Below are 12,248 nucleotides of genomic sequence, written 5' to 3' on the forward strand. Positions count from 1 at the left end.
CTCGGGTCTGCCACGTCTGGCGCGGCGGCGTCGAGCTGCGGGAGTTGGATCGGAGACCCGCGTCACGATGGCAACTCCGCCGCGTCACAACCAACCAGGTTACGAACGAGCGTTTGGAAATACGGGAATTGCCGGCACAGAACAGCGCAGGGAACGAATGATACACGTCATGGGGGTTGACGTATGGAAATGGGGTTTTGGGGACGGATGCGCGATCGGCGATTAGGACCTGTTCGACAAATGCCTGGAGCGTCTCCGGCCGGCTCTCGCGCAGCAAATGAGAAACCCCGCCGCATTGTTGCCGATGCGACGGGGTTTCCAAACAACACACTGACCGCAGACTACGCGCCGCTGGCTTCGTTCAAGGTCAGATGCTTCGTTTCAGGCGCCCATGCGATCGACACCACCATGCCGATCAGCAGAACAACAGCCAGCACCATCATCGTCGCGTGGAAACCCAGGTGAAGGATGCCGAGCGGCAACAGAAACGTGCCGACCGCCGAACCAAGACGGCTGCACGCAATGGCCAACCCGACGCCGCACGCGCGAACCTCGGTCGGGAAACACTCTGGAGGAAACACGCCAACAAGGTTCGAGAACGCAGACATCGTCAGCGTGAAGATCGCGAATGCGACGATCATCGCGAGCGTTGCAGACTCCGGCAGCAAGCTCAACGCAATCAGCGACATACACGTCACCGCGAACGAGCCGATCAGAAACGCACGGCGCGATAACTTGATGGTGAGCCAGATACCAATTAGCGCACCAAGTACGAGGAAGCCGTTCAACAGAAAATCCGCACCCGACCCGTCGTTCAAATGGATCGCTTTAAGAATGGTGGGCAGAAACGTGTAGATCGCGAAGTACGGAATCACGAGGCACACAAAGAACGCACAGTTGAAGATCGTTCTGCGGATCAGGTCCTTCTTGAACAGGCGCATGAAGCCGCCGCGAGCTTGCGCGTGTTCGTCGTCGCCGCCGTCAAGCGTTACGTTAGGGCCGAAGTGCTTGAGCACGATTGCCTTGGCTTCAGCAACACGTCCCTTGCCGTGCAACCAACGCGGCGATTCCGGCGTGCCCATACGCAAAATCAGCACGATCAGCGCGGGAATGCCAGCGGACGCAAGCAGCCAGCGCCACGCATCCGGCGACGCGTCGGCGTACTGCATGCCGAGCACGTTGGCGACCACATAGCCGATCGTCCACACCACGCTGAACGAGCCGAGCAAGGTACCGCGATGCTTGCGTGGCGAGAACTCGGCGAGAATCGCGTGCCCGACCGCAAAATCGCCGCCCATGCCGAAGCCGATCAACACCCGCAGTAGACACAACTCGAACGGCGAACTCACGTAAAACTGCGCGAACGCTGCTGCTGTGATGATCAGAAAACTCAGCAAAAAGATCTTCTGCCGTCCCAGACGATCCGACAGCCAGCCAAACACGAGGCTGCCGACAAAGATGCCCATCAGCGCGGAACTGCCTATCATGCCCATCCAGAACGCGTCGAGCGGCATCTGGCGATTCAGCGACGCCAGCGCATAGCCGATCGTGCCGAGTGCAAACCCTTCAGTAAAGTGAGCGCCGAACGTCAACCCGGCGATCTTGACGTGGAACGCGTTCAACGGAACGTCATCCAGAGGAACGGGGCCGCGCACGGCCGCCGCTGCGGCGGACGGCAAAGTGGGGGCGAGGCCGAGAGTGGCCGCCTGGCTATCCTGAGTGCTCACGCTGTCTCCTTGTTTGTACGTGCGCGGCCGGCGCGGCGCCGGCGTGATGCCGGTGCCGCGCCAAGCCACGCAGTTGGGCTCGTTATTCCCTTCGCGGTTTATCCCGTCGTTCGCCTCGCTGTTCGCCGCGTACTACGGCATGCGATGTACAAGGCGAATGGGTGAGATGAACGCATAAGACGAAGGTCAGCGACCGAGCCCGCCCATCATCATGTACTTCAGTTCCGTGTATTCATCGAGCCCGTACTTCGAGCCTTCGCGGCCTAGGCCTGATTGCTTGACGCCGCCGAATGGCGCGACTTCAGTCGAAAGAATCCCTTCGTTAATGCCGACCATGCCGCTCTCCAGCGCCTCCGCGACGCGCCATGCACGCGCCAGGTCACGCGTATAGAAATAGGCAGAGAGACCGAACGGCGTATCGTTGGCCGCAGCGATGGCTTCGTCTTCCGTCTTGAAGCGAAAGCACGCTGCCACCGGGCCGAAGGTTTCTTCCGCGGCGACCAGCATAGACTTCGATGCATCGATCAGCACGGTCGGCTCATAGAATGTGCCGCCGAGCGCGTGCGGTTTGCCGCCCGTTAAAACCTTCGCGCCTTTCTGCAACGCGTCGGCGACATGCGCTTCCACCTTCTTCAGCGCCGCCTGATTGATCAGCGGACCTTGTTCGAACTCGCCTTGCTGCGCGTTGCCGACACGCATCTTCCGCACGGCTTGTGTCAGCGCCTGCGTGAATGCATCGTAGATACCGTCCTGCACGTAGAAGCGATTCACGCACACGCAGGTCTGACCGGTATTGCGGAATTTCGAGGCCATCGCGCCTTGCACTGCCGCGTCGATATCCGCATCGTCGAACACGATGAATGGCGCGTTGCCGCCAAGCTCCAAAGACAGCTTCTTCAGCGTATCCGCCGACTGCTTCGCGAGCAGTTTACCGACGCGCGTCGAGCCGGTGAACGATAACTTACGCACCACCTCCGATTCAGTCAGCACGCCGCCGATCGCGACTGCATCGCCGGAGACGATGTTGAACACGCCTGGTGGAATGCCGGCCTTCTCCGCCAGTACGGCCAGAGCCAAAGCGGACAACGGCGTTTCTTCGGAAGGCTTCAGCACCATCGTGCAGCCCGCCGCGAGCGCCGGGCCGGCCTTGCGCGTAATCATCGCAAGCGGGAAATTCCACGGCGTGATGGCCGCGACCACGCCGACCGGTTCGCGCGTCACGATGATCTTCGCGTTTGGATTCGGGCTCGGGATCACGTCGCCGTAACTGCGCTTGGCTTCCTCGGCGAACCATTCGAAGAAGCTCGCCGCATAGCCGACTTCGCCGCGCGCTTCGGCAAGCGGCTTGCCTTGCTCGCGCGTCAGCAGTTCAGCGAGCGCATCGCGGTTCTCGAGCATCAACTCGCCCCAGCGTCTGACACGCGCGCCACGTTCTTTTGCGGTCAACGCGCGCCACACCGGAAAAGCGCGTTCAGCGTCGGCAACGGCCTGCGTCGTTTCCGCCGCGCCGCCCCTTGCGACTTGAGCGATCACCTCGCCCGTCGCAGGATTCAGAACGGGATACGTGCTTGCGCTTTCGTACCACTCACCGCCAATGTAATGTCCGGTTCGGAGAAACTCGTTCATGCTGCCTTCTCCAGGTTCTCGACGAACGTGCCTTGCGCAAGCCGCGCTTCACGAGCGATGCGTTTGCCCGCGGTGTAGTCGTTGATCAGATCGCACGGGGTGTAATTGCGTTCGAGTTCGAATAGTTCGTCGGCGGAGAGCTTCGTGCCTAAAGCGGCCAACGCGCTATCGAATTGCGCAGGTGTGTCCGCCCCGACCAGCATGCTCGCCACACCACCATGATTCAGCACCCACGCCTGCGCGATCTGCGCGGCCGACACACCACGCCGCGCCGCCACGCGCGCCACCGAAGCAGCAATCTCACGAGATGCCGTATCGCCGTACATCTGCGCCGTGAAGAAATCGGTCCGGTTACGCGTTGAGTTCGGATCGCAGGTCAACAGACCACGCGCCAGCGGACTGAACACCGACACCCCGACGCCCTGATCCTGGCAATACGGAATCATTTCGCGCTCTTCCTCGCGATAGGCCAGGTTGAGCTGCAGCTGCATGTTGATGGGTTTGTGCCAGCCATTGCGCTCGCAGACCTGCATGATCTTCGCGAACTGCCACGTGTACATCGTCGATACGCCGATGTACCGAGCCTTGCCCGCACACACAATATCGTTCAACGCACCCATCGTTTCCTCAACCGGCGTGTTCACGTCGAAGAAATGCAGCATGTAGATATCGACGTAATCCATACCGAGGCGCGTGAGCGACGCGTCGATACCGTCCATGATGTGCTTGCGCGAATGGCCGCCGGCGTTCTGATACGTGCCCATGTCGTAGCCGACCTTGGTCGTCACGACAATCTCTTCACGCCGTGCAATGCGCTTCAGAATGCGGCCCACCACTTCTTCGCCTACACCGGTCGAATAGAAATCGGCGAGGTCGATGAAATTGACGCCGGCTTCCAGCGCGTGACGCACGATCGGCTCGCTCTGCGCTTCATCGAAGATCCAGGGCTTCCATTGCGGCGTGCCCATGTTCATCGTGCCGAGGCACAAACGCGACACCTTCAGGCCCGAGTGGCCGAGGCGAATGTATTCCATAGTGCTTGTCTCCTTCCTGGTCACATTCAGTAGCGCACGCAGCAGCGCGCCCCTCACGGCGCGCGAACCACGTTGCGTGTGATTAACGTTGTTTGGGGGTGTAGAACGGATTCGATACGTCGCGCGCGGCGGCAAACACTTCATCGCGATGCGGCAGGCCCTTCATCGCCGCGAGAATCGCGTTCTTGCACGCGCGGTAGTTGTTCTCGAAGACGGCGTCGAGATCGTCGGTGGCCGGATTGACCCAGTTCGCGGACACCACCACCCAATCGTTTTCCGCTTCAGGCGGCAGCGTGCCGTTCTCCAGCGATTCGGCCACCGCTCTCGCGATACCGGCTTGCGAAGCACCCCACGTCGCGTTGCCGTGGAAGTCGCTGCCGATCTGCGCCTTGTTCACATAGAGCGTCAGCGGCTTGGTCGGCACACCCGGCCGCGCGATCACGACAAACGGTGCGTGCCCCGCTGAAGGCGTCGCCAATGCCGTAGCGAAGGCCTGCCCCGCGGGGCCATTGCGCGGGCCGACCAGCACGTTGATATGCGCGAGATTGACGCCAGGACCTTCGAATCCTTCGCCGATAAAGAGTTGTTTGTCCGTCGATACGCTCATGGTCTTTCCGTCGAGGTTGAGTGGATGACCGATTGTGCTGCGCGGTCTTCGCGACCATGTATCGATGAGTTTTGATCCGGGGTATGAGGCGAACTCATCTCCGGGTTTGCCCCCGGGCGCATCAGGTGGCACGTTGGATGTGCGCGTTGAGTCGCGCGCACGGTCAAGCGCAAAGGTGAGACTTTTCGGGACTCGCGATGGCGAGCCTCGAATCCAGACGAAAGGTGAACGCACAGAAGGCCGCGCACGCACCAGCGGCGCGAGGTTCAGCAGCGAGGCGAAGCACGCGGAAAAGACCGCGTGAGAATCGAACGATGGATTACGCGATTCTTCGCATAGCCAGGGAACGCCCGCCAGCAAAGGCTGGCGCGGGTTTCGAGGGAGGTCGCGACACCGCGAGAGACAGCCGGAGTGATCGCACCGCAAGGTGCGTCATCCGACAAAACCAGGCTCACCGAAACAACGAAGCCTGGTGCGAGGTACCTCGCGAAACCCACGGCGCGCGTTGCAAGCTCACGCGAAAGGTGAGCGTTTTCGGGACCCTCTCAGCGGTGCGAGAAAAACCCGACGCAACTTCACTTCAGAAAAATTCGGCGCGTTGCGAGCGCAAGCGCCACGGTCGAACCGTACTCTAGCCTTCGATCAGAAAGCGCTCCCGATTCTTGCCGGCGAGCCAGCCAGGCGAGCGACCACGGCCACTCCACGTCTCGCCGGTTTTCGGGTTGCGGTACTTGGCTACCGAAGGCGCTTTGCGTACCGCGGCACGCTTGCTCGTAAAACCCAGCTCTTCCGCGGTCAGATCGTACTCGGCAACCTTCTGCTTGATCTCGGCAATCGCCTGTGCGATTTCCTTTTCGCGCGCCACCGCGACTTCTTTATGGAGCTTCTCGAGCTGAGCAGTCAACTGTTTATATGAGGCCATGGCGGGTACTCCGATCGATTTGACGAACTGCGGTGCGGACACTTGCGGACACTATCAGACGAATAAAGTGCCGGATAGAGCGGCCCGCGCAGGGCGGTCCGCTCAGAGTGCGCCCGTGAACCGTCCGCCGTTCAAGACCGCCCGCTCAACTGCTGCAGGCCACGCACTCAATCGTCAATTGCATCGTACACGCGGCGCTCGAAATCAACCGACATTGGGAAGGGTTCGACAGCACGCCGCTGAATCAGCATCAATCCGATCAGGTCCTCCACCGGATCGGCGAACCAGCTCGTGCCATACGCACCCGGCCAGCCGAACGAACCCACCGAGCGATAGCCAAGCGGCAACTGCTGCGCCGGATCGTCGACCACCGACAAGCCGAGGCCGAAGCCCTGGCCTGCCCACAGCACATGGCCGAACGCCGGCACACGCCGCTGGTCGCGGGTCAGAAAGTTCGAGCGCATCAAATCGACCGAGCGATGCGACAGCAGACGTGTCGAGCCGACGCGCCCACGCCCTAGCAACAGTTGGGCGAACTGCAGATAGTCCTGCGCTGTCGAGACAAGTCCGCCGCCACCGCTCTGGAAACGATCGGGATTCGCCCAGCGGCTCGCCGACGGATGATCTTCGACCACGCGCCGCCGCGTGCCCGCCTCGACGCCATAGGCCGTCGCCAAACGTGTGAGTTGCGCGTCGGGCACCCAGAACGCCGTATCGCGCATGCCGAGCGGTTCGAAAATCCGCGTCCGGAAGAAGTCACCCAGCCGCATGCCGCTCACGCGCTCGATCAGAACGCCGAGGACGTCGGTCGCGATACCGTAATGCCAGCGCGAGCCGGGCTGAAACATCAACGGCAAGCTGGCTATGCGCCCCAGCCACGCGCTGGCATCCCCACGCGCTTCAATGCCGTTGAAGGCCGCCGCGTAAGCTTCGGCCAACGGTCCGGTGGCGGTGAAGTGATAAGCAAAGCCGGCGCGGTGCGTGAGCAGATCGAGCACGGTAAGTGGCGCTCTGACCGGGTCGGTTTCGTCGAGCGGGCCGGTGGGGTCGCGCAACACGGATGGCGCTGCCAGCTCCGGCAACCACAATGAGATTGGCGTGTCGAGCGCGAACCGATCCTCCTCGATCAGCATCAGGATCGCCGCGCTCGTCACCGGTTTGGTCATCGACGCGATGCGAAACAGCGCGTCGCGCTCCATGGGCAATTGGGCCGCTTCGTCGCGCAGGCCGAGCGGCTCGAAGTAGCCGATTTCACCGCGCCGCCAAACCAGCGAAACGACCCCCGTCACTTCGCCGCGTTCCACATAGCCTTGCATGGCGTTCGTCAGCGCCGTCAGCCGGGCGGCTGAAAATCCTGCTGGTTGCATGCTCCTCCTGAATTCTTAGGTGTTACGTTCCCTAATTTCTGCCGGAAACGTTACCCGATCAGACGGTACACGTCACCCTCCACCCATGGACAGTTACGCTTTCTGCCGGTCCTCCAATGCAGCGAGGGCCGCATTGAGCCGTTTGACGCGATTAGCCTGTGCCGGCATCAGTGCCGCTCCGGACACCGAGTTAATGCGATTGCGCCAATACGACAGCGGGATGCGGTCTTCAGCGGAAATATGCGTGATTACATTTTCAAGGTGTTGGATATCTTTTTCGAGTTGGAGGTGATTCATTGCTTTCCCCGGAATTACTCATTGAGCCAGTTTAAAAGCATAAAGCGTGCCCTGATTACTCCAGAAGCTCCGTTAAAACGGAAGATTTTTCTGAAGCGGATAATTCGGACCGCCGAAAAACCGGCAAAACCTGCACATTGTTTTTGATTGTGAGCCGGCCAGATGAGGATACTGCGGCGAAACTTCGCGTTCCGTTAGATGCCGCACCGACTCGGCCTGACGGCGAAAACCGAGCGCTTTTTGTCAGAGCAAATAATTAAGGTAATAAACTCGAAGCAATTCGATCGATATTCATTGCGCATCGTAACCGTTTTGGCGAACGCACATTAGAGCCAGATATTTATGACGGTCATATGCTTTCCGCATGACACTGCTCGCCATATGGCCGGTTTGGTCCGGTTAAGCGGAAACTGCGAAGAGAGGGAGACAGCCCGCCGTCATGGCCGAGCGGCGGGATCAACGAAGGAAAGTGTCAATCACACGCATCACACCAGCCATTGGCCGGCGTGGCGTCATTTCGCCCGGCAGGCGTAAATCAGACTGAGGGTGCCGTTGTCGCTGGACTGGCGCACGACGTCGAAGGCGCCGCCGCACGCTGCGTTTGCCTGCTGCGAGCAGGAGTCGGATCCGACCGAACACTGGACCAGCGTAGTTGGTCGGCCGTCCGACAGAAACAGCGGTGCGCTACTGCTACAACTGCTCAGCATGGCGATTGCGGGAAGCGCCAGCGCGGCACAGGCACCGCGCGCGAAAGAGAAAAGACTGCGTTTCATTTGAAACCCCGATCACGTCTTGTTTTTCGATCACGCGATTGTGCCACGCGGCAATTACACTTCGCCACGCGATGTAGCGGGACTTCGTCACACCTCGATGCCGTATGCAGCGATCTTCTTATAGAGCGTCGCGCGGCCCATGCCGATCTGCATGGCCGTCTCGATCACGCGACCGCCGTTGGCGCGCAAGGCATCGCCCAGGAAGCGCTTTTCGAACGCGGCCATGGCTTCGCTCCATGACGACGTCACGTCAGGCGCCTCCGAGGTGGCATCTGAAGCGTGCGCTTCAGAGCCCGCGGAAACAAGCGGACGATGTCCGCTGCGTGCTGGACCGATGAACGGCGCTAGCGCACGCGCATCGATGCGCTCGCTGTCCGAGAGCACCACTGCCCGCTCCAATGTGTTGCGGAGCTCGCGCACATTGCCGGGCCACCCATACGAACACAGCAGCCGCAAGGCATCGTCCTGCAATTCGAAGTGGCTGGCGCCCGGCGCTTGCGCCGACAGGTCCTCGAGCATGGCGTAGGCAAGCGCCTCGATATCGGACGAACGCTCGCGCAGCGCCGGCGCCTGGATCGTCAATACGTTCAGCCGATAGAACAGGTCCGCGCGGAAACGCCCGGCCGCGACCAGCGCCGGCAAATCGGCTGAGGTCGCGGCGATGATCCGCACGTTCGCGCGCACGATCCGGTTCGAGCCAAGCGGCTCGAACTCCTTGTCCTGCAGCACGCGCAACAGCTTGCCCTGCAAAGGCAGCGGCATGTCGCCGATTTCGTCGAGAAACAGCGTGCCGCCGTTCGCAAGCTCGAATTTGCCGACCCGTCCTTTCCGGTCGGCGCCGGTATAGGCGCCGGGAGCGGCGCCGAAGAATTCGACTTCGAGCAAGGTGTCCGGAATCGCCGCCACGTTGACGGTAACGAGCGGCCAATTTGCCCGTGCCGATCCGCCGTGAATGGCATGCGCCAGCAGTTCCTTGCCCGTGCCGGTTTCGCCGAGCAACAGCACCGGCGACTCGAGTTGCGCGGCGCGGCGCGCCTGGCGCTTCACTTCGAGACTGGCCGCACTCGTACCGACAAAACTGCCGAACGTGTACTTCGCCCGTCTTGCCTGCGCGAGCGACTGGCGCGTCGCGATCAACTCTTCCTGCACGCGCGAGTAGTGGGAAAAGAGCGGCGTGAGCGCCTTCAGTTCGTCGAACAACGCGAAACCTACCGCGCCGACCGTTTCACCCGCATCGTCTTTCAACGGCAGCCGCGTCACGACAAGCGGCTCGCGGCCCGTTTCGAGGATGTCGAGCAGAATCGGCTTGCCGGTTTTCACAACCTCGCGCATCAGGCTGTTGGGAATCACCTCCTCGCAATCCCGGCCAATCGCCTGCTCCGGGTCCGAAAACCCAAAGCGCGCCGCGTAGCGCTTGTTGATCCAGACGACGCGCGCCTCGGCGTCGACGATGAAGGTGCCTTCGCTGAAGTTTTCGAACGTGCGGAAGAGCGAATCCATCGCCCGGCGGAGTACGTCGCCGTAGGTAGCAGGAAGGCCCGCCCAGTCGTTCATCATGGTGTCGCTGTCTCCGGCTATCGTTCTATTTATGCATATCTCATTTCGTGGACAAGCTTATCTCATCAGCGAGATCGCCAGCAAGCCTACTCCATAAGGGTTTAACCTCGGTTCGGCCTGTATTCAGCTGATCTGCGTCCCGATTTGGAGACGTTTGGGTACAATCGGCCGCATCACGTTTCGAACTTCGGCCTGTGAAATCAACGGACAGGCCGTTGCGGCGTGCGTGGCATGGAATCTGCATTTGCGGGCGCCGGGCCGTCGCACTCATCGGGACGGCGTACACGTAGAACAACCAAGCTTTGGAGACTCAATGTCCTTTGTTATCGTCCTCGCCGCGCTGGCGTTTCTGATGTTTGCCGCGTATCGCGGCTACAGCGTCATTCTGTTCGCGCCGATCGCCGCCCTCGGCGCGGTCCTGCTGACCGATCCGGGCGCCGTCGCGCCGGTCTTCTCCGGCATCTTCATGGAGAAGATGGTCGGCTTCGTGAAGCTTTACTTCCCCGTCTTTCTGCTGGGCGCGGTGTTCGGTAAAGTCATCGAACTGTCCGGTTTTTCTGAGTCGATCGTGGCCGCGGCCATCCGTTATATCGGCCGCTCGCGTGCGAATGCGGTGATCGTCGCGGTGTGTGCGCTGCTCACCTATGGCGGTGTATCGCTGTTCGTGGTGGTGTTCGCGGTGTATCCGTTCGCCGCCGAGCTGTACCGCCAGAGCAATATTCCGAAACGCCTGATGCCTGGCGCGATCGCGCTCGGCGCGTTCTCGTTCACCATGGATTCGCTGCCGGGCACGCCGCAGATCCAGAACATCATCCCGACCACCTTCTTCAAGACGACGTCCTGGGCCGCGCCCACGCTTGGCGTGATCGGCTCGCTGTTCATCATCGTGGTTGGCCTCACCTATCTGGAATGGCGCCGCCGCGCGGCAATGGCGACGGGCGAAGGCTACGGCACGGAACTCGTCAACGAACCGGAACGCGTCGAATCGAAGCAACTGCCGCATCCGCTGCTGGCAGTCGCACCGCTGGTGCTGGTCGGCGTGGCGAACTTCCTGCTGACCCGCTGGATTCCGAACTGGTACGGTGCGACGTACACCATCGCACCGGACATCCTGCCTGGCATCCATGCGCCGGTCACGACGACGATCAAGAGCGTTGTTGCGATCTGGGCTGTGGAAGGCGCACTGCTGCTAGGTATCGTGATGGTCGTGGTGACGGCATTCGGTCGCGTGCGCGAACGCTTCGCGGTCGGCACCAAGGCGGCGGTGGCAGGCGCACTGCTGGCTTCGTTGAATACGGCGTCGGAGTATGGTTTCGGTGGCGTGATCGCGGCTTTGCCGGGTTTCCTGGTGGTCAGTGATGCGCTGAAGAGCATTCCGAATCCGCTCGTCAATGCCGCGGTTTCGGTGAGCTCGCTGGCGGGTATCACGGGCTCGGCATCGGGTGGCATGAGCATCGCGCTCGCGGCTATGTCCGATACGTTCATCAAGGGCGCGGAAGCGGCGCATATTCCGATGGAAGTGCTGCACCGGGTCGTCGCGATGGCGAGCGGCGGTATGGACACGCTGCCGCATAACGGCGCGGTGATCACGCTGCTGGCCGTGACGGGTTTGACGCACCGTCAGTCGTATCGCGATATCTTCGCGGTGACGGTGATCAAGACACTGGCGGTGTTCTTTGTGATCGCCGTGTATTACATGACTGGGTTGGTTTAACGGCGCGGCAGACGGCGCGGAGATCACGCCGCACAGTGCGGCGTGATCTCCGCAAGCTCGACCATTTGAGTACTTGAGTACCGGCAAGCGGTTAACACAGGCGGCAATAAGGAAAAACCGCCGACGTCAAAAATTTTGTTCGGGTAACTTAGGCCGGCCGACACTCGACGCCGACTGCCCTCATGAGCCCTACCCCCGCCTTCTGGATGATCCCGTCCGCCCCGACGCCTGTCGGCCCCTTCTCCCATGCCACCGAAACCGACGGCTGGGTGTTCCTCACAGGTCAGATGCCGACCTCGCCCACCGACGACAGCGCGCCGCTTCCGGACGGCGTCGTCGCGCAGACTCAACGCGTGATGGACAACCTCATACTCGTGCTGCAAGGCGTCGGTCTGACGCTGCAACACGTGGTCGCCGTGCGCATTTTCCTGACCGAGTTCAAGCGCGACTATGCGGTGATGAACGAGACCTACCGCGCCTACTTTCCCGCGGACAAACTGCCAGCGAGAACCTGCATCGGCGTCACTGCGCTCGCACGCGACGCGCTGGTCGAGATCGACTTCATCGCGAAACGTCCGGATTGACCGGCTACGACTGAAACGCCGATGACGATGGCATCGGCGA

Annotated in this window: 11 protein-coding genes; 2 read left to right on the top strand and 9 right to left on the bottom strand. The window is 61.2% G+C overall.

Features of this window, described 5'->3' with window-relative positions:
- Positions 1 to 341: 341 nt before the first annotated feature.
- The 9 genes from M0D66_RS25170 to M0D66_RS25210 form a co-directional block, all read right to left on the bottom strand.
- Positions 342 to 1,727: an MFS transporter gene (locus M0D66_RS25170; protein ID WP_093634392.1), complete on the bottom strand. Its 1,386-nt coding sequence runs from the start codon at positions 1,725 to 1,727 to the stop codon at positions 342 to 344.
- A 186-nt stretch (positions 1,728 to 1,913) separates the two neighbouring features.
- Positions 1,914 to 3,353 carry an NAD-dependent succinate-semialdehyde dehydrogenase gene (locus M0D66_RS25175; RefSeq protein WP_211705696.1) on the bottom strand — a complete coding sequence of 480 codons (1,440 nt, stop codon included), beginning with the start codon at positions 3,351 to 3,353 and terminating at the stop codon, positions 1,914 to 1,916.
- Positions 3,350 to 4,387, bottom strand: a complete 1,038-nt coding sequence (locus M0D66_RS25180) for an aldo/keto reductase (RefSeq protein WP_211705697.1) — start codon at positions 4,385 to 4,387, stop codon at positions 3,350 to 3,352. Before M0D66_RS25180 ends, M0D66_RS25175 begins: the two co-directional genes overlap by 4 nt.
- An 82-nt stretch (positions 4,388 to 4,469) precedes the next feature.
- Positions 4,470 to 4,994: a formaldehyde-activating enzyme gene (gene fae, locus M0D66_RS25185; RefSeq protein ID WP_175049670.1), complete on the bottom strand. Its 525-nt coding sequence runs from the start codon at positions 4,992 to 4,994 to the stop codon at positions 4,470 to 4,472.
- 631 nt (positions 4,995 to 5,625) lie between these two features.
- A complete protein-coding gene (locus M0D66_RS25190; protein ID WP_054034751.1) occupies positions 5,626 to 5,916 on the bottom strand; it encodes an H-NS family nucleoid-associated regulatory protein in 291 nt (96 codons plus the stop codon).
- A 167-nt stretch (positions 5,917 to 6,083) separates the two neighbouring features.
- A complete protein-coding gene (locus M0D66_RS25195) occupies positions 6,084 to 7,283 on the bottom strand; it encodes a serine hydrolase (protein WP_211705698.1) in 1,200 nt (399 codons plus the stop codon).
- 93 nt (positions 7,284 to 7,376) lie between these two features.
- Positions 7,377 to 7,580, bottom strand: a complete 204-nt coding sequence (locus M0D66_RS25200; protein WP_093634388.1) for a hypothetical protein — start codon at positions 7,578 to 7,580, stop codon at positions 7,377 to 7,379.
- Positions 7,581 to 8,092: 512 nt separating this feature from the next.
- Positions 8,093 to 8,353 (bottom strand): hypothetical protein, encoded by a 261-nt coding sequence (locus M0D66_RS25205; RefSeq protein ID WP_211699834.1) that lies wholly within the window; start codon positions 8,351 to 8,353, stop codon positions 8,093 to 8,095.
- Positions 8,354 to 8,440: 87 nt separating this feature from the next.
- On the bottom strand, positions 8,441 to 9,910 hold the full coding sequence (locus M0D66_RS25210) for a sigma-54-dependent Fis family transcriptional regulator (RefSeq protein ID WP_211705699.1): 1,470 nt from the start codon (positions 9,908 to 9,910) through the stop codon (positions 8,441 to 8,443).
- Between the two features lie 313 nt (positions 9,911 to 10,223).
- Between M0D66_RS25210 and M0D66_RS25215 the strand changes: the two genes are divergently transcribed.
- Entirely contained in the window at positions 10,224 to 11,624 is a 1,401-nt protein-coding gene (locus M0D66_RS25215; RefSeq protein ID WP_054034747.1) for a GntP family permease, read from the top strand.
- Positions 11,625 to 11,806: 182 nt separating this feature from the next.
- Positions 11,807 to 12,208 (top strand): RidA family protein, encoded by a 402-nt coding sequence (locus M0D66_RS25220; protein WP_093634385.1) that lies wholly within the window; start codon positions 11,807 to 11,809, stop codon positions 12,206 to 12,208.
- The last annotated feature ends 40 nt before the right edge of the window (positions 12,209 to 12,248 follow it).

The organism is Paraburkholderia sp. SECH2, assembly GCF_030464795.1.
Lineage (GTDB): Bacteria > Pseudomonadota > Gammaproteobacteria > Burkholderiales > Burkholderiaceae > Paraburkholderia > Paraburkholderia aspalathi.